Below are 18,149 nucleotides of genomic sequence, written 5' to 3' on the forward strand. Positions count from 1 at the left end.
GCGCACTCGCGCAGCGCACGGACGGCGGGCTGGGGGCGGTGTGCCGCGCGGGAGCCGGTGCGGCGGCTAGCGATTGCGCGTGGGCCGCGCGGTGGACGGCTTGACGCCGGGGTAGGCTGGCAGGCTCTCGACGGCGACGCCGCGGGCCTTGGCATAGAGCGCGAGCATGTCGGGCAGGCGCTTGAGGATATCGAGCCTGCGCGACTCGGAGTATGGGTGCGCGCGGATGAGCCCGGTGCCGCGCTCGCTCCGCGTTGCGGCGGCGAGCTTGTCCCACAGCGAGACCGCCGCGCGCGGGTCGAATCCGGCGCGCGCGGCGATGTCGCTGCCGATGACATCGGCCTCGGTTTCGTCTGTCGCGTCGTACCGCATCGAGAGAATCGGCGCGCCTAGTTCCGACGCGGGCGCGGGCGGCGCGCCGTCGAATTCGGTCACGCCGAAAAGCTGAGGCAGCGGACTCGTGCCGAACGGTGTTTGCTGCGCGCTCAGCCGCTCGCGAACCTGCTCGCGCAGCGCGTGCGCGATCATATGCCCGAACAGCACGCCGAGTTCGTCGTCTTTCAGGCTGATGCGGTCGAGCAGCCCCCCGTAGACGACGAGCTTGCCGCCCGGCAGGCAGAACACGCCGATTTCGCGCGAGCGCACGACGTTGACCTCCCAGCGCCATTCCTTCACGCGGTCGCTCCACTTGCCCGCGAACGGGGCGATGCGCATCGCGATCGAGCGCACGCGTTCGACGCGTGCATCCTCCGCAGGCATCAGGCGGCCCTCGCTGCGCGCACGCTCGATCAGCTGCGTGTATTCGGCGGCGGACTGGGCTTCGACGAGCGGCGACGGCAGCAGGTTGCGAAACATCGGCCCGTTGCCAAACCGCACGACAGGCTCGGAGGAATAGGCCGCCGAGCCGGCTGCCGATTGGCTCGCTCCCACGCCGGGGCTGCCGCCGGTCGGGCGGGTGGGTTGCGAAGCCGCGAACCCGGATGCGGAGCAGGCGAGAATCGAGGCCGATACGGCGAGCGTTGCGCGACGGCGCAGGGCTGCTGCGGCCCGCTTCATGGACGCGAGCGCCATGGCGCGATTTTCGGCAGCAGCAGCATGCCGGGTACGGCGAGAACCGCGCACACGAGGAAATAATCGAACCACCCGATCTTCGTGACGATGAAGCCGCTGGCGGCGGACGCGACGGTGCGCGGCACCGAGGCGAGGCTCGTGAAGAGCGCGAACTGCGTGGCCGTATAGCGCGAGTCGGTCGTACTTGCAATGTAGGCCGTGAACGCGGCGAGCGTGAGCCCGGTGGCGAACGTCTCGAAGCCGTAGATCAGCGCGAGCGCGGCGGGCGACGGGCCGATTTTCGCGAGCCAGGCGAAGCCGAGGGTGGAGACGATCTGCACCACGCCGAAGATCCACAGCCCGCGCGCGATGCCGATCTTGACGAGCCACGCGCCGCCGATGATGCCGCCGGCCAGGCTCGCCCAGAACGCCGTGGTTTTCGCAATCACGCCGATCTCGGTCTTGTTGAAGCCGATATCGAGGAAGAACGACGTCGAAAGCGTCGTCGCCATCGTATCGCCCAGCTTGTAGAGGAAGATGAACGCGAGCACGAGCAACGCGGCCGCCAGGCCGTCGCGCGAAACGAATTCGGCGAAGGGCTGCACGATCGCTTCGCGCAGATTTTTCGGCGGCGCGCCGTGTACTTGCGGCTCCTTGACGACGAGCGTGAGCACGATGCCGGGCAGCATGAACGCTGCCGTGGCCGCGAATACGGCGGTCCACGGCAGATGATCGGAGAGAATCAGCGAAAGCGAGCCGGGAATCAGCGCGGCGACCTTGTACGCGTTGACGTGCACGGCATTGCCGAGCCCCAGTTCGGTATCGGCGAGAAGCTCGCGGCGATAGGCGTCGATGACGATGTCCTGGCTTGCGCCGAAGAAGGCCACGAGCGCCGTCAGGGCTGCGACGGTCCAGATCGCGTCGCGCGGAGAAACGAAACCGAGCGACGCGATAGCGCCGGCCACGAGCAACTGCGTGACGAACATCCATCCGCGCCGGCGCCCGGGGCGCCACCCGGGCAGCCGCGGCACGTAGCGGTCCATGAGCGGCGCCCAGATGAACTTCCACGTGTACGGGAACTGGATCAGCGCGAACAGGCCGATCTCCTTGAGATTGACGCCTTCGCTGCGCAGCCAGGCCTGTACGAGATAGACGAGCGTGAAAAGCGGCAACCCCGACGTGAAGCCGAGAAACACGCAGATCAGCATGTGCCGGTTGAGGAACGCCCGCCAGCCGGGATGGTCGTCGTGCGCGGTCAGTGCACCGGGCTCGTGCGGCGGGTTAGGCATATCTCGTTTGATGGTCGGCCTCTTCGAAGCGGCGTGGCATCAGCCGGACGACAGGCTCGGCTGACTGCTTCTTACGCGGTAGACCGCAAGACTACCACGCCAGTTCGCGCCCCAGCGCACCGTGCGGCCTTCATGGAGCACGATGCGATCGAGGATCTCGATGCCGACTTCGGGGGCCAGAGCCTCGAAATCCTTGATCGTCAGCACGCGTACGTTCGGCGTGTTGTGCCACTGATAGGGCAGCGACTTTGATACCGGCATACGCCCCCGAAGCACTGAAAGCCGGTGCGGCCAGTAGCCGAAGTTCGGGAAGGACACGATGCATTCCTTGCCCACGCGCGCCGTTTCGCGCAGGATCGCGGCAGTCTGGTGGATCGTTTGCAGCGTTTGCGACAGGATGGCGAAGTCGAAGCTGCCGTCCTCGAAGAGCCGCAGGCCGTCCTCGAGATTTTGCTGGATCACGTTCACGCCATGCTTGACGCAGGCGAGCACGCCCGCATCGTTGATCTCGATGCCGTAGCCGCGCACCTCCAGTTCTTCGCCGAGCAGCGCCAGCAGGGCACCGTCGCCGCAGCCGAGGTCGAGCACTGTCGATCTCGGCTCGACCCAGCGCGCGATCGCACGGAAGTCGGCTCGTGTGGAGAGCGAATCGATGACGGTCTGATTCATGCGCCGACCTCCTCGGCAATGCGTTCGTAATAGGCACGCATCACGTTGTGATAACGCGCGTCGTCGAGCAGGAAGGCATCGTGGCCGTGAGGCGCGTCGATCTCCGCATAGGTGACGCGGCGCTTGTTGTCGAGCAGCGATTTGACGATCTCGCGCGAGCGCGCCGGCGCGAACCGCCAGTCGGTCGTGAAGCTGACGACGAGGTACTGCGCGCGAGTGTGCGCGAGCGAGGCCGTCAGATCGCCGCCGCAGGCGCGGGCAGGGTCGAAATAGTCGAGCGCGCGCGTGATGAGCAGGTAGGTGTTCGCGTCGAAATAATCGGCGAATTTGTCTCCCTGGTAGCGCAGGTACGACTCGACCTCGAACTCGACGTCGAAATTGAAGTTGTACGCGGCGGCGGCGGCCGAGCCGTTCTCGCGGCGCAGCGCACGGCCGAACTTGGTGGCCATGTCGTCGTCGGACAGGTAGGTGATGTGCCCGATCATGCGGGCGACACGCAAGCCGCGCCGGGGTTTCACGCCGTGGGCGTAATAGTCGCCGCCATGAAAGTCGGGATCGGAAAGAATCGCCGAGCGTGCCACTTCGTTGAAGGCGATGTTCTGCGCCGAGAGCTTTGGTGTCGAGGCGATGTCGATGCAGTGGGCGACGCGCTCCGGGTACATCATGCTCCAGGCCAGCGCCTGCATGCCGCCGAGGCTGCCGCCCATGACGGCGGCGAAGCGCTCGATGCCGAAGGCGTCGGCCACGCGAGCCTGGGCGTTCACCCAATCCTCGACGGTCACCACGGGAAAGCTGGCGCCGTACGGCCGGCCGGTCCCGGGGTTCACGCTCATCGGGCCGGTCGAGCCGAAACACGAGCCGAGGTTGTTCACGCCGATGACGAAAAAGCGATTGGTGTCGAGCGGCTTGCCGGGCCCGACCATGTTGTCCCACCAGCCGACGTTCTTGGGCTCGCCGGCATAGACGCCGGCGACGTGATGCGATGCGTTGAGCGCGTGACAGACGAGCACCGCGTTCGAGCGCGCGGCATTGAGGGTGCCGTACGTTTCGACGACGAGCTCGTACCCGGCGAGCGCACTGCCGTTTTGCAGCGCGAGCGGCTCGCTGAACTGCATGCGTTGTGGAGCGACGATACCGATCGATTCCATTCATTCCGCCTTCTGACTGGGCGGCTAAATGGTGTCGGCGGGCGCGGGCGGTGAGGTGCGCGGCTGACGACCTCTTTAGCCGCATTTGTAATGAATCCTTCCCTTGGAAGAATTCGCGCGCCCGCAATCGAGTCGACAAATCGGCGCGCAACCGTGCCCCGGTGCCCCGGTGCTTTTGGGCGATCCCGGGCAACCCCTGGCACGGACATGGCTTCGAGGCATGCCGCACCGGAACGGTAGACGGCAAAGGATAGCGGAAAACCCGGTCGGGCGCTATTGGAGAATCAGGTGCAGCTGTGCGTCGGCTTGCTCCGACGGCGCACGCGTAAAACCGCTTCGTGCAAAGCGGTGCCAGCGGCCAACCACGTAGCTGACGAGCAGGCTGGCTCGCACGCCCGGATCGTAATCGGCCGGCAGCGGCGTGGCGGCGCCGCCGGCATTGGCTTCGAGCAGGGCGAGCCGCAGGCACTGCTTTATCGATGCCTCGATGCGCTCGAGCATCTGGGTGACGCGCTCGGTAAGGCGCTCGTGCTCGCCGACGAGTGCTTCGCCGGTCAGCACGCGTGTCATGCCGGGGTTGCGGGCGGCGAAATTGAGCAGCATCATCCCGATCGCCCGCGCCTGCAGGACGCCATCCGGCTCCTTGGCGGCGATCTGGTTGACGAGGCTGAAGAAAGTCGTCTCGATGAACTCGATGAGCGCCTCGAACATCTGCGCCTTGCTCGCGAATTGGCGATAAAGTGCCGCTTCCGAGACGCCCAGGCGCGCAGCCAGCGCGGCCGTCGTGATCTTTTCGCCTTTGGGCGCCTCGAGCATCGAGGCGAGCGTCTGCAGGATATGGACGCGCCGCTCGCCCGGTTTCATGCGGGTGGGGCGAGTGCCCGCACCGGCTGCCGCTGCCGCTGCGGCACCGTCTGCGATCGCTTCCGGCCGCTCAGTCGACTCCATATCCGCTCCGCGAGGTGACCCGTCGGAGCGATTTTAACGAACGAATGCGTCGATCGACATAGTGCGGGCGGCCGGTACCCGGCACACGGGCCGGGCCGCCCGATTTGGCGGCCGGCGCGAGCAGGTGCCCCACGATCCAGACCGTGCCGATTCCGAGCCGGCGATAGCGCTTCAGGTGCCCACGCGTGTCTTCCACGAGCACCGCCCGGGCAAGATCGACGCGTGCGCCGCGCAGCACGTGCCGCAACATTGGCAGATCGGGCTTCGCGTGCCAGCGCCCGCGCCGGCGCATGTGCTCGATCGCGATCACGCGCTCGAACAGGCGGGTGAGGCCGAGCTCGTCCAGCACCGCCGTGGCGTAGGCCTCGGGGGCATTCGTCAGCACGATCTTGCGCCCGGGCAGTGCCGCGACGAGCCGGGCCACGCCGCGCTCGGCCCGCAACATCGTGCCGAGCTCGGGCAGCGTATGGGCAACGCGCAGGAATTCGTGCGGATCGATCGGGTGATGGCGTGCAAGGCCGAGCAGTGTCGCGCCGTAGCGTCTGACATAGCCGAGCCGCAGGCGGTCGGCCTCGGGGCGCTCGACGCCGAGCGCTTCGATGATGTAGCGCGTCATCGCCTCGTTGATCGCGGGAAAGATCGCGTGCGAGGCGCGGTGCAGCGTGTTGTCGAGGTCGAAGAGCCAGACCGGGGCCGGGCGGGAGCCGGGAGCGGGGCCGGGGCGGCGCGCGGCCGGGCGGTGTCGGCGCGAATGCAGGCGGGGCATGGGCGTGGAGCGCGCGCCGGAGTGCTGGCCGGCGCGCTTTGGCTTTGTGCTCAGTGCGAGCGGATCATCGTGCCGAAAGGCTGCTCGGTCAGGATTTCGAGCAGTACCGAGTGCTCGATGCGGCCGTCGATGATGTGCACGGAGCGCACCCCGCTCTTGGCCGCGTCGAGCGCCGAGGCGATTTTCGGCAGCATGCCGCCCGAGATCGTGCCGTCGGCGAAAAGGGCGTCGATCTCGCGCGCTGACAGGTCGGTCAGCAAGGTCCCGGCCTTGTCCATCACGCCGGGGATGTTCGTCATCATGACGAGCTTCTCGGCGTTGAGCACGACCGCCAGCTTGCCGGCCACGAGGTCGGCGTTGATGTTGTACGACAGGCCGTCTTCGCCGAAGCCGATGGGCGAGATGACGGGAATGAAGGCATCGTCCTGCAGCGCCCGGACGACGGCCGGGTTGATGGCCTCCACTTCGCCGACTTGGCCGATATCGACATATTGGCCGGGATTGTCACGGTCCGGCATCATGAGCTTGCGCGCGTGGATGAGGCCGCCATCCTTGCCGGTCAGGCCGACGGCATGGCCGCCGAAGTGGTTGATGAGCGTGACGATGTCCTGCTGCACCTCGCCGCCGAGCACCCATTCGACGACTTCCATGGTTTCTTCGTCGGTGACGCGCATGCCCTGGATGAAGGTGCCCTGCTTTCCGATCTTCTTGAGCGCCTGGTCGATTTGCGGCCCGCCGCCGTGCACGATCACGGGATTGATGCCAACAAGTTTGAGCAAGATCACATCGCGCGCGAATCCTTGCTTTAACCTCTCCTCAGTCATTGCATTGCCGCCGTATTTGATCACGACGGTTTTGCCGTGGTACTGACGGATATAGGGCAATGCCTCAGCCAGAATTTCGGCTTTCAGAGTGGGGGCGATCTGGGAGAGGTCGAGAGGCTCGGACATGGCGGCAAGCTCGGCGGGCAACAGGGTTGAAACGGTCCAGACGTGGGCAAAACAGGGCGAATTGTACAGTAGTGGCGCGATATGCCGCGGTTTTTGGTCGCAGGCCGAACGACCGCACGCGGCTTGGCGGGCAGGTGCGCATGCACCGTGCCTCGAAGGCTGGCATGATGCATTCATCGTCCATGTTTCCGACCTGTCGGCCGACCGGCATGTGCCCTCCGAACCGCGATCACCTCGAATGCCGCCCGGCGCACTGCCCCGGATGTGGCGCGAAATTCGATTGCGCATGCGACGCGAAGCCGCACGTGTGCTGGTGCGCCGCGATGCCGAAGGTGAGCGCGGAGCGGCTCGTGCCCGGCCAATCCTGCCTGTGTCCTCAGTGCCTCGCCGCCGCTCTTGCGCGTTCGCCCTTACCACCGAACGGTTGAATTTTCCGATGCATCGTATCACCAACACCGGCCGCGTGAACCTCGGCCATCTGTTCTGGCTGCGCTGTCTGGCGATCATCGGCCAGCTTGCGACGATCGCCGTCGTCGAGCAGTTTTTCGGCGTGCATCTGCCGCTGCCGGCCATGCTGACGATCATCGCGCTCGAGGTCGTGTTCAATGCGCTGACGTGGCTGCGCGTGGCCAGCGCGCGGCCCGAGACGAATCTCGAGCTGCTGGGCCAGCTCTGGGTCGATCTTGCCGCGCTTTCGGGGCTGCTCTTCCTTTCCGGCGGAACGACGAATCCGTTCGTCTCCCTCTATTTGCCCTCGCTTGCCATCGCGGCCGCCGTGCTGCCCTGGCGGCACATGATTTGGCTCGCCATTTTCGCGATGTGCTGTTACGTAGCGCTCGGCTTCGATTCCGTGCCGCTCAACATGGATAATCCGGCGAATCTTTTCGATTACTTCCGCGCCGGCATGTGGGTCAACTTCATGGTGAGCGTGGGGCTCATCGCCTGGTTCGTCGCGCGTATGTCGACGGCGCTGCGCCTGCGCGACGCCGCGCTCGGCGACGCTCAGCAGCGGCTCCTGCGCGACGAGCGGGCCGTGGCTCTCGGCGTGCAGGCGGCCACGGTCGCCCACGAGATGGGCACGCCGCTTTCGACGATCGCGATGCTGACCGAGGAGCTGCGCGACGCCGCGCGCACCGATGACGGCCTTGCGCCTTATGCCCCCGATCTCGAGCTGCTCGAGCAGCAGATGTCGCTTTGCACCTCGGCGCTGGCGCGGCTGCGTACGCGTGCGTCCACGTCATCGCATCGCGAGAAGCTCGACGAGTGGCTTGCCGGCTTTGCCGAGCAGTGGCGCTTGCGGCATCCGCACGTGAAATTCGAGCGTGTCGCGGCGCCCAGCCCCGATGCATGGCTCGAGGACACGACGGCCGTGGGGCAGATCCTCACGATTCTGCTCGACAACGCGGCGCGCGCGAGCCGCGACGATGTGACGCTCACGGCCGCCGCGCGCGATGGCGATATCGAGTTCGAGGTGCGCGACAGCGGGCCCGGCATTGCGCCGGCTCTGCGCGCGCAGCTCGGCGCGGCACCGGTGGACAGTACGCAAGGCGGCCACGGCGTCGGGTTGTATCTCGCTTTCGCGGCCGCGGCGCGACTGGGGGGCTCGCTCGAGCTCACCGACGGCGAGCCGCGCGGCACACGCGTCGTGCTTCGAGTGCCGGCCGCACCTTCTTCATCCGACTCCAGGGAGACCTAACGATGAGCGATACCAATTTTCTCGTCATCGACGACGACGAAGTCTTCGCGGGCATACTGGCCCGTGGGCTGACGCGCCGCGGCTACAACGTGCTTCAGGCGCACAACGCGCAGGATGCGATCAAGCTCGCGAACGAGCACAAGTTCGAACTGATGACGGTCGATCTGCATCTCGGCGGCGATTCGGGCCTGAACCTCGTTGCGCCGCTGCGCGAGCTGCAGCCCGATGCGCGCATGCTCGTGCTGACGGGCTATGCGAGCATTGCCACGGCGGTGCAGGCGGTCAAGGATGGCGCCGACAACTATCTGGCCAAGCCGGCCAACGTCGAGTCGATCCTGGTCGCACTGAAAGCCGAGGCGAGCGCAGAGCAGGCCGAGGCCGCGATCGAGAACCCGACGCTGCTCTCGGTGGCGCGGCTCGAGTGGGAACATATCCAGCGCGCGCTGGCCGAGAACGGCGGCAATATTTCGGCGACGGCGCGTGCGCTGAACATGCATCGGCGCACGTTGCAGCGCAAGCTGGCGAAGCGGCCGGTGAAGCAGTAGATCGCCGCGGGGCGCATTCGGCGTCATGCGCCGCATCGCATGGGTGAGCGAAGCCGGACGACGCTGGCTTCGCTTGCCTACACGGTATGGCCGCGAGTGCGGGATGCACGATCAGCGGCAACAGCGCGACGCGTAGGAACGAATAAGAGCGCTTTTTTTTGTGCGACTTGCTCCGCGGTCGTGTCGGCGATTGCCTGGGCCGTGGACTTCCTTCCGGAATATATTTCCCACGCGGATATCAGTATGCCGGTTCTCCCCTCTCCAAACCCGCAGTAACTGAGTGTGGCGCCAGGATTACGCTCGATGAATTCGCTGCCTTCGATGAGTTGTTGGACGGATGGAGCGCGATGATCCTTGACCGGGAGCCACAAGTATTCGATGCCTTCATTTTTTAGCGATTCAATTTCTTCGGGAGTCAATTCGAAGTAGTTGAGGCTCACGACGGCAGTGATTTTTTCGTTTTTCAGGACGTCGATGGCATCGGGCGACATACGTTGCGAGCTATCGCTCAGCCCATAGTTCGGTGCGGACGCACGGGCAGCCTTTCCTTCTTCGATCCACATCCAGTTGCGGAAAGGCAGCTTTGCCCGCACCGCTCCCTTCAAAGATGGTGCCGTGACGCGTTGCTCGTGGGGAAGCGCGATTGTTTTCGAATTGCCGTATCCGGGTGAGCCAGACGCAGGATTCGCAGCTTCTTCCGGGATGTTCACATAGCCGTGCTTGACGGGCGGGTGAGCCTCTTCGGAAAGGAGGATATCCGAAAGCTGCTCGTAAAGTGTGGCGGCATGGGGATACCCCTGCGCGCTGTCATTCATGGGCCGGGTAGGCGCGGCGTTGTCAGCAGCGGGCATGGGCGCCGCCCGACCCGCGTCGCCTTCACTGTGCCTGCGCGTTCTCGCAAATGCGGGCCTCGGTCTTGCGAGCATGGGGAAGCCCCTTTGTAGTCCGACCGGACGCGAACAGTTGGCGCAAGTGGCCCGTGAGGCCGTAGCGCACGCTGCTTTTGGCGGTGACCTCGGCAAGAGTAAGTGCTTTGGGCACTCACGCTCCGGTCACCGTCGAGCGGCGGCAGCCGTTGCTGACCAATTTCACGCGGGCACATCGAATAGAGGAGGCCGCCGATGGTCTATTGGTCGGCCCCGATCGAGGCGGCTGCGCTCCGCTCATGCAGCCGGTTTCTCAAGGCGTGTCGAATATCGCGATATCGATGCACGGGTGGGGGATGAGGGTAGTTTTCGGCGGTGAGATCGTTCCCCTGGGAGACACCGCATAGGTGTTCAGCCTTGCCGAATCGCGGCCGCATGCGACGAGGTATGAGCTACCCGAGGTCCCGAGCAGCTCGAGCCGAAAATCTTCCGATCGCGAAACCTGCTGCGCGCTGATGGGGCGCGGGCGCATCGGGTCTTCGAGGGAGTAGGAGGTGACTTCGCCGAGCGACCCGACATACAGGTACTTGCCGTCACTGGACGATGTGACTTCGAGGCTACCTCGCTCGGGGTAGCTGCGATCGAGCGGAATCGGTTCGCTGCTGGGCGATAGTGTCGGCGTGGTCGACCATTGGAACGGCAATATGCTGATGTTGTTTTTGTCGTCGGTTGCAAGCACGTAACAGACTCGGGCGCCGGTCGATACGACGGTGAAACTACGGAAAATGTATCCGTCGTCATTCGTTTGCTGCTGCCGATATTGCTCGGAGATGGTGGGAAAGACCGATCCCTGCCATAGAGCCAGTGCGCTTTCCGAGCCATTCGTCGATATTGCAAATACGAAGTTCAAGGCAGAGCGTAGTTGCACGAACGAAACATCATACAAGTCGGATGGCGGCGACGATTCGGTCGTCGCAAGCTCGCTGTTGTTGTAAGCGAACGGTATGACGTTGACGGGCGTTCCGCCCGCTACGTACAGAATCGATTGGCTGTTTGCGTAGGCTGCCGCGGAGAGCGAGCGACTCGGCATGGGTTTGCTCTTCGAATCGGCAGAGCCCCCCGCGTATGTGATGCCATCGGTAGGAGGTTGTATGTCGCCGCTGCTCGCGCCGACCTTGTATGTATGGAACCGGCCGGTGGGGCTTTCATCGCCTACCGCATAAAGAATGGGGGATCGCGGGTTGGCGATATTCAATGCCAGTCGCTTTGCGCCGTTAGCCTGAAGCGGCTTGCCTTTTTGTTTGAGCGTTCCGTCAGGGTACAAGTCGTAGGCTGTTACATATTCATAATCAAGCACATAAATTGTCGACATCGTTTTCTCCGGGGCACGTGTAAAGCAATTCGCGCAACGAGCGGTAGAGCGTTGCGGCTATTTGAACAATGCGCGGCTGGCTGAATACGAACCGTATTGTAGGCACGCGATCGATACGCGGGCCTGTTAACACTGATAGGGGAAACTGCGCGCGGAGTCTCAGGTCCGGCTGCCGTTCGACCACGGCGGCGACGGCGCGCAAGTGCAAGGCAGGCCCCAACCGCCACTTTTTATTTATTGGGCAATCGGGAAGTCGAGGCCATTGGAGCGCGGCGTATTCCGACAGAACGGGTGCCGCCACCCCTGATCTCGTGTGCCAGCCGTCATCGGATGACGGCTGGCGCGTATGGCGCTCAGGTTGCTACTTATTGGGCAATCGGGAAATTGAGACCGTTCGGAATCGGCCCGTTCTCGACGATCCGCTCGATGAGGCCGTGGCGTGGCCCGCTGCGGTCCCAAACCATGTGCGTCTTTTCTCCAATAATGAGTTGCTGGATGCCGCGGTCACGGCTATCGGGCTTCACGGCAGGCCATGCAGGCAGCGAGCCGGGGCTTGCGGCCGCCGTTTCGCTCGCCGTCAGCGCATCGATGGCGGCTGTCGTACCGTTCGGGCTGCCCGTCTTCACGAATTGCTCGATGTAGCCGGAAAACACGCGTGAGACATCGTAGTCCGCGGCCGTCCATGCATAGCGTCGGATGTTCTTCAGGTTGCCGAGCGCGTACTCGACTTGCGCGTTGTGTTCGGCACCGGGCACGGGCAGCGCCGGGTTTGCCGCGTCGGCGGGCGCTGTAAGCCCGAGCGCGTGCGTGGCCGGCTGCTGCGGCTCCCCGTCGGCGCTCAGGACAATCGGGCGCGGCTGCGTATACCGGTAGTAGTAGACCGGCGCCTGCCCGGTCTGCCGATGCAGGTTCATCCACCGCCATGCGCTGTGGCCGATGAAGAAGTCGCCGGCTAGCGCCGTGGCCGCGTGCATCACCTCGTTGGCGTCGTTGCCAGGATAGTGCGCGAGCACCTCCTCCGCCTTCTCCTGGAACATCGTCTGGATGGTTGCGCGCCAGTTCTCGGGCGAGGGCGCCTTGTCGTTCAGTACGGCGGTGAACGGCTGCTCCTGCGAATTCGAGCCGACGAGCAGTGGAACCTGCGCCTGCTGGCCGTTGGCGAAGACTTTTTCGGGCGAGTCGGTCAGGAAATGGCCGTCGACGTGCGGCCGGTAGGTCATCAGCCGTGGCGGAAGTTTCGGCAGTGTGGCCGCGTTGAGCAGCGTACGGGCCGGCAGCGAGCGCAACTGTTGCAGCGAGCGCGCACCGACGCGTGCGGCGAAGCGGTTCGCTGCTTCTTCGGCTTCCTCGCGGCGCCACATACCGTTCGGTGCGAACGCCCCGCCGCTTTCGCCGATCGCGCGTGCAAAGAGCCCGCGTGAAAGCGGTGACGCCATATGGGCGCTTACCGATACCGAACCCGCGGAATTGCCGGCGATCGTGACTTTCGACGGATCTCCCCCGAATTGCGCGATGTTGTCGCGCACCCAGCGCAGTGCCGCGACCTGGTCGAGCAGCCCGTAGTTGCCGGCCGTGCCGTGTGGCGACTCGCTCGCGGCGTCCGGCGGCGCCAGAAATCCGAATACTCCCAGCCGGTAGTTCAGCGTAACGGCGACGACCCCGCGCGCGGCAAGGCTTGCGCCGTCATAGCGCGGCTCGGATCCGTCTCCCGAGACGAAGCCGCCTCCGTGGAAGTAGACCAGCACCGGACGCTTTTCGTCGGAGCCGCGCGCCGAGGTCCATACGTTCAGATAGAGGCAGTCTTCGCTCATCTCTTTCGAGCGAAAGTCGAGCTTGTTGGGGGCGACGCCTTGCATGCAACGCGGCCCGAACTGACGCGCATTCAGGACGCCGGCCCAGCGCGCGACCGGTTGCGGCTCGCGAAAGCGGAACTCGTTCACGGGCGGCGCAGCGTACGGGATGCCGCGGAATACGCGCACGTGCTTGTGCTCGCCGCGCATTTGCACGCCTTCGACGATACCGTCGGCGAGACGAACTTGCGGTGCGAGCGGCGCACGCGCGGCGTTGGCCATACCGGGGGCCAGACACGACAGCGACGCTGCTGTCGCGATGGCCGTCAGGAAATAATGCCTCGCTGCACGATTCAGTGATGTCCTCACGTTGCCTCCTTTCTGATTGAACAGGGGTCGATGACCCACCGTCGCGGTGGGAGGCTAGATCATTGGCGTCGAACAAATATGCAATCGTCTCGCTTTTTCGAATCGGACAGAATTACGGCTACGCGTTTTCACGCAAACGAAATCCGGACCGCCCTGGTGCACCGGCCCTGGAGCGGCCCTGGACCGGCCGGGCCGCGCGTTGCGACCCGTACGTGCCCGACTCCGCCCGCGCCGCGCCCGCGGCCGTTGCGCTCGTCCGCCCGTCAGGCGAGCGTTCAGGTCGGATTTCCCGACGGTGTCGTCCCGTCATAGAGGTCGAAAACGATGTAGCGCTGGCTCAGCCCGAACGTGCCCCAGTGGTACCCCGAGCGTATCCAGAACGCCTTCTCGAACCATTCCGCGAACGCGTTTCTGTCCGAAAAGTCGAACTCGCCGAAATTCGGATCGAAGAAGACGATGCCTCCGTCTCTCGTCACCTCGGCGGCAAATGTGTGCGCAAAGAGCGGCCCCTCGATGGGGACGAGCTTGTAGCAGCGGGCCTTGGCACCGGTATCCAGGATGGCGCCGATCAACTCCGTTGGCTGCCGGGCAATCATCGATTGAGACGCTTTCAAATTCCATTTCATGCTGTGCTTCGACAGCCAGCCCAGGTTCCGGATATTTTGTTCGTCGCCATCGTCGTCCCGGCCGTTTATCGTCAACTGCTTGATCGAATGCAGTTCGTCGATTCTCAACTGCCGTTTTTGCCGATCGGTATAGAGCCGTTCGAAGAGATCTCCGTTTTGAGCGCGGGCGCGGATCCAGTGTGCCGCCAAGGCAGCGCATGTGCCACCCGAGGTGTCACGATGCTTCATGATCTGACGATGGAATCCGCCTTTGGTTTGAGAGAATTTGAAAGTGACCTGGCCATAGTCCCTCACCGACCGGCGCACACGTCCGATGAGGGGGCGTACAAATACATGGCTCAAGCTGTCGAATACCATGCGGGGGGTGAACGGGCTCTCCTGATTCGGCAAACCCTCGCTCGTCAAAGGACGGTCCAATGCAGGGCGAGTGGGAAGGCAACCCTGCTCCGACGGATCGTCGCGACGTCCCTCTAATGCCGATGGCCCGGGCTGCGAAGAAGGCCCCGCCGCCTCCATGGTCTCGTCCGAGCGCAGGGCTAGGTGCGGGGGATACGCGCGGGGCGTGTTGCCCCGCAAGCTCCTCAGCGAGTCGAGCGAGGTGTCGGACGCGTACTCCGGAAGCGCCAGCGGCGCATGATCGAATTCGGCCGTACGTATCGTACCGGCCGGTCTTCTCTGCGGTGGGACATGACCCATCGCTGCCTCCGGATGCCGTGACGCCGCAACGCAGTATAGGTGAACGCCGCTCACCTGCGAAGCGCGTTCACCGCGATGACCGGATCGCCCGGATTGCCCGGATTGCCCGGATTGCCCGGATTCTTCGAATCAGACCTGACGGCCGAACGACGAAGCGCCGAGCCGGGCCGATGCGGTCTAGAGCACGTACCGGGACAGATCCTCGCTTTGCGCGACTTCGCCGAGCGCGTTGTCGACATAGGCCGCGTCGATTTTCACTTTCGAGCCGGCGTGATTGCCGGCCGCGAACGATACGTCTTCGAGCAGTTTCTCGATAACGGTATAAAGCCTGCGTGCGCCGATATTCTCGGTGCGCTCGTTGACCGAATACGCGATCTCGGCCATGCGGCGGATGCCGTCTTCGGCAAATTCGAGCTCGACGTCTTCCGTGGCGAGCAACGCCTGATATTGCTTCACGAGGCTTGCATCGGTCGCGACGAGAATCGATTCGAAGTCCTGAACGGAGAGCGAATCGAGTTCGACCCGGATCGGAAAGCGCCCTTGCAGTTCGGGAATCAGATCGCTCGGCTTCGACAGATGAAACGCGCCGCTCGCGATGAAGAGGATGTGGTCGGTCTTCACCATTCCGTAGCGCGTGTTGATCGTCGTGCCCTCGACGAGCGGCAGCAGGTCGCGTTGGACGCCCTGGCGCGAGACTTCCCCGCCGCCCACTTCGCTGCGCGACGCGATCTTGTCGATCTCATCGAGAAAGACGATGCCGTTCTGCTCGACGTTTTGCACGGCCTTCGTTTTCACTTCCTCGTCGTTGAGCATCTTCGAGGCTTCTTCGTCGGTCAGCACTTTGAGCGCTTCCTTGACCTTCATCTTGCGGCGTGTCTTCTTGCCGCCGCCCAGGTTCGCGAACATCGAGCGGATCTGCTCGGTCATGTCCTCCATGCCGGGAGGGCCCATGATGTCCATGCTTGCCTGCGGCAGCTCGACGTCGAGTTCGATTTCCTTGTCGTCGAGCTGGCCTTCGCGCAGGCGCTTGCGAAACGTCTGGCGCGTCGCGCTGTTTTCGGACGATTCGCTGGCCTGCGCGCCGAAACCCACCGGTCGCGCGCTCGGCAGCAGAATGTCGAGGATGCGGTCCTCGGCCTGGTCCTGCGCCTGCGAGCGGACCTTGCGCATTTCCGTCTCGCGCGTCTGCTTGAGCGAGATTTCGATGAGATCGCGTACGATGCTGTCCACGTCGCGGCCCACGTAGCCGACCTCGGTGAACTTCGTGGCCTCGATCTTGATGAACGGTGCATCCGCAAGCTTCGCCAGCCGGCGCGCGATCTCGGTCTTGCCCACTCCGGTCGGGCCGATCATCAGGATGTTCTTCGGCGTGATTTCCTGGCGCAGCGGCTCGCCCACCTGCTGACGGCGCCAGCGGTTGCGCAGCGCCACGGCCACGGCCTTCTTGGCCTTTTGCTGGCCGATGATGTGCTTGTCGAGTTCCGAGACGATCTCGGCAGGGGTCATGGTGCTCATCGTGTCCTCATTCGATCGTCTCGATGACGCGGTTGTGGTTCGTGTAGATGCACATGTCGCCCGCGATGGCGAGCGACTTTTCGACGATTTCGCGCGGCGAAAGGTTCGTGTTGTCGATCAGCGCGCGGGCTGCCGCCTGTGCGTAGGCGCCGCCCGAGCCGATTGCGCAGATGCCGCCCTCGGGGTCGAGCACGTCGCCGTTGCCCGTGATGACGAGCGTCGTTTGCGCGTCGGCGGTGATCAGCATCGCCTCGAGGCGCCTCAGCATGCGGTCGGTGCGCCAGTCCTTCGCCAATTCCACCGCGGCGCGCGTGAGATTGCCCTGATGCTTCTCGAGCTTCGCCTCGAAGCGGTCGAGCAGCGAGAACGCATCGGCCGTGCCGCCCGCGAAGCCGACGAGCACCTTGTCGTTGTAGATGCGCCGGACTTTTTTGGCGCCGCCTTTCATGACGATGTTGCCCAACGTCACCTGGCCGTCGCCGCCGAGCGCGACTTGCCCGCCGCGCCGCACGGAAACGATCGTCGTGCCGTGAAATTGCTCCATTCTCGTTCCTTGGAAAACGTCAAAAGCGCCACCGGCATCCGGTGCCGGGACGGAGGAATCGGGTGGCCGACGAACGGCGCCGGCAGGCCCGTCGCGGCCGTGCGTGCGGCGCGTGGCAGCAGCGAGGGAGGGCGCACCGGCGCCGATTCCGATCGATGCTCCATGCACGGCGCGCAAGCAGGCGGTCGAGCTTTGGCTTGCGCCCGCCTTGCACGCGCACGTCGGAACCATTTTAGGGCGCGCGCCGCTTTATCAAGAGGGGCCGCGCAAACCGGCGCGAAGTGCTCGCCGTCAGCAAAATTTGCCGGAAGAGGGGGCGGATCGGAAGGGGCCGGAAAACAAAAAGCGCGCGGAATACCGCGCGCCTCGTGGGAAGCAGCGAAAAGACGCGCGGCCGCTAACGCCGCGCGACATGCAGCCGTTCAGTCGCCGAACAGCTTCTGGCGCAGCTCGCGGCGTTCCTGTGCTTCGAGCGACAGCGTGGCCGTGGGGCGCGCGAGCAACCGCGGAATGCCGATCGGTTCGCCCGTTTCCTCGCACCAGCCATACTCGCCCGATTCGATGCGGGCCAGCGACTGCTGCACCTTCTTCAGCAGCTTGCGCTCGCGGTCGCGCGTGCGCAGCTCGAGTGCGTGCTCTTCTTCGATCGTCGCGCGATCGGCCGGGTCCGGCACGATGACCGTTTCGCGCAGGTTCTCGGTCGTCTGACCTGCATTGCGGAGAATTTCCGCCTGCAGCTGTTCGAGCCGGTTCTTGAAGAAGGCGAGCTGATCTTCGTTCATGTAATCCTTGTCGCTCATCTTCAGGATTTCGGCTTCGGTCAAGAGTCGTTTCGTCGTCATCTGCGTGCTTCTTCAATGTCAGGCAAAACCCATACATATTGCCTGCACTTTCGTGTTGCCCGCAAGCGGCGCCGGTAAGCGCCTCGGCGGCACGGCCATGGGATGCCGGATGCCGAATGCGGGGCCGAACTCCTCTGGAAACCGATCCTCGGATGCTCCTTCCCGTTTCGATCGGCCGGATCGACGCGGGCAGCCCGTCGTTCGCGAAGCCGGCACGCCCAGCCGTGGCTTCGCTCGATGTCTCCATGCTCGTTTATCGTTGCGGCCGCCGGATAAGGTTTTCCGGCACCGCTTGCCGCGAAACCCGCTCGGGCAGGCTTTGCGACGCGCTGGCCATGGTCCAGCGGGCACGTATTGTAACTGAATCGCCCTTTCGCGCTGCAACAGAGGAAACCCTGTCGCACAGCCCTATTAGCACGAAAATATAACGCGCTAATTTACAAAAAGCGAACGCCCGCCGCACCTGCG

General features: G+C 64.4%; 18 protein-coding genes. 4 read left to right on the plus strand and 14 right to left on the minus strand.

The features are described 5' to 3' along the window. Window positions 1-66: 66 nt before the first annotated feature. The 7 genes from U0034_RS10720 to argB all read right to left on the minus strand — a co-directional run bounded on the left by U0034_RS10720 (window position 67) and on the right by argB (window position 6,820). Complete coding sequence (locus U0034_RS10720; RefSeq protein WP_244142501.1) at window positions 67-1,056, minus strand: M48 family metallopeptidase; 990 nt, start codon at window positions 1,054-1,056, stop codon at window positions 67-69. Beyond that, a complete protein-coding gene (locus U0034_RS10725; RefSeq protein ID WP_085228441.1) occupies window positions 1,053-2,339 on the minus strand; it encodes an AmpG family muropeptide MFS transporter in 1,287 nt (428 codons plus the stop codon). The genes U0034_RS10720 and U0034_RS10725 overlap by 4 nt, the downstream gene beginning before the upstream one ends. Before the next feature lie 39 nt (window positions 2,340-2,378). Continuing rightward, on the minus strand, window positions 2,379-3,008 hold the full coding sequence (gene metW / locus U0034_RS10730; protein WP_085228442.1) for a methionine biosynthesis protein MetW: 630 nt from the start codon (window positions 3,006-3,008) through the stop codon (window positions 2,379-2,381). Continuing rightward, window positions 3,005-4,156: a homoserine O-succinyltransferase MetX gene (metX, locus tag U0034_RS10735; RefSeq protein ID WP_085228443.1), complete on the minus strand. Its 1,152-nt coding sequence runs from the start codon at window positions 4,154-4,156 to the stop codon at window positions 3,005-3,007. The genes metW and metX overlap by 4 nt, the downstream gene beginning before the upstream one ends. Window positions 4,157-4,429: 273 nt before the next feature. Further along, on the minus strand, window positions 4,430-5,020 hold the full coding sequence (slmA, locus tag U0034_RS10740) for a nucleoid occlusion factor SlmA (RefSeq protein WP_386092281.1): 591 nt from the start codon (window positions 5,018-5,020) through the stop codon (window positions 4,430-4,432). Between the two features lie 70 nt (window positions 5,021-5,090). After that, window positions 5,091-5,870, minus strand: coding sequence for a pyrimidine 5'-nucleotidase (locus tag U0034_RS10745; RefSeq protein WP_085228445.1), 780 nt, complete (start codon window positions 5,868-5,870; stop codon window positions 5,091-5,093). 50 nt (window positions 5,871-5,920) lie between these two features. Then, entirely contained in the window at window positions 5,921-6,820 is a 900-nt protein-coding gene (gene argB, locus U0034_RS10750; protein WP_085228446.1) for an acetylglutamate kinase, read from the minus strand. A 209-nt stretch (window positions 6,821-7,029) separates the two neighbouring features. On the opposite strand from argB, the gene U0034_RS10755 reads away from it, so the two are divergent. The 3 genes from U0034_RS10755 to U0034_RS10765 are packed head-to-tail and all read left to right on the plus strand — an operon-like array spanning window position 7,030 to window position 9,061. Continuing rightward, window positions 7,030-7,248, plus strand: coding sequence for a cysteine-rich CWC family protein (locus tag U0034_RS10755; RefSeq protein ID WP_085228561.1), 219 nt, complete (start codon window positions 7,030-7,032; stop codon window positions 7,246-7,248). A gap of 8 nt (window positions 7,249-7,256) precedes the next feature. Beyond that, entirely contained in the window at window positions 7,257-8,516 is a 1,260-nt protein-coding gene (locus U0034_RS10760; protein WP_085228560.1) for an ATP-binding protein, read from the plus strand. 2 nt (window positions 8,517-8,518) lie between these two features. Further along, entirely contained in the window at window positions 8,519-9,061 is a 543-nt protein-coding gene (locus U0034_RS10765; RefSeq protein WP_085228447.1) for a response regulator transcription factor, read from the plus strand. A 77-nt stretch (window positions 9,062-9,138) separates the two neighbouring features. On the opposite strand, the gene U0034_RS10770 is transcribed toward U0034_RS10765, so the two are convergent. The 7 genes from U0034_RS10770 to dksA form a co-directional block, all read right to left on the minus strand. After that, entirely contained in the window at window positions 9,139-9,912 is a 774-nt protein-coding gene (locus U0034_RS10770) for a protein-tyrosine phosphatase family protein (protein ID WP_139831170.1), read from the minus strand. A 328-nt stretch (window positions 9,913-10,240) separates the two neighbouring features. Continuing rightward, window positions 10,241-11,299 (minus strand): hypothetical protein, encoded by a 1,059-nt coding sequence (locus U0034_RS10775; protein WP_085228449.1) that lies wholly within the window; start codon window positions 11,297-11,299, stop codon window positions 10,241-10,243. A gap of 365 nt (window positions 11,300-11,664) precedes the next feature. Next, window positions 11,665-13,458, minus strand: coding sequence for a carboxylesterase/lipase family protein (locus U0034_RS10780; RefSeq protein WP_233212002.1), 1,794 nt, complete (start codon window positions 13,456-13,458; stop codon window positions 11,665-11,667). Between the two features lie 275 nt (window positions 13,459-13,733). Further along, window positions 13,734-14,780 (minus strand): YopT-type cysteine protease domain-containing protein, encoded by a 1,047-nt coding sequence (locus U0034_RS10785; protein ID WP_085228451.1) that lies wholly within the window; start codon window positions 14,778-14,780, stop codon window positions 13,734-13,736. A 177-nt stretch (window positions 14,781-14,957) separates the two neighbouring features. After that, window positions 14,958-16,295 carry an ATP-dependent protease ATPase subunit HslU gene (hslU, locus tag U0034_RS10790; protein ID WP_085228452.1) on the minus strand — a complete coding sequence of 446 codons (1,338 nt, stop codon included), beginning with the start codon at window positions 16,293-16,295 and terminating at the stop codon, window positions 14,958-14,960. Window positions 16,296-16,302: 7 nt separating this feature from the next. Beyond that, on the minus strand, window positions 16,303-16,839 hold the full coding sequence (gene hslV / locus U0034_RS10795; RefSeq protein WP_085228453.1) for an ATP-dependent protease subunit HslV: 537 nt from the start codon (window positions 16,837-16,839) through the stop codon (window positions 16,303-16,305). A 422-nt stretch (window positions 16,840-17,261) separates the two neighbouring features. Continuing rightward, a complete protein-coding gene (dksA, locus tag U0034_RS10800) occupies window positions 17,262-17,681 on the minus strand; it encodes an RNA polymerase-binding protein DksA (RefSeq protein WP_085228454.1) in 420 nt (139 codons plus the stop codon). 152 nt (window positions 17,682-17,833) lie between these two features. Between dksA and U0034_RS10805 the strand changes: the two genes are divergently transcribed. Next, window positions 17,834-18,109, plus strand: coding sequence for a hypothetical protein (locus U0034_RS10805; protein WP_139831171.1), 276 nt, complete (start codon window positions 17,834-17,836; stop codon window positions 18,107-18,109). The last annotated feature ends 40 nt before the right edge of the window (window positions 18,110-18,149 follow it).

Source organism: Trinickia caryophylli (genome assembly GCF_034424545.1).
Taxonomy (GTDB): Bacteria; Pseudomonadota; Gammaproteobacteria; order Burkholderiales; family Burkholderiaceae; genus Trinickia; species Trinickia caryophylli.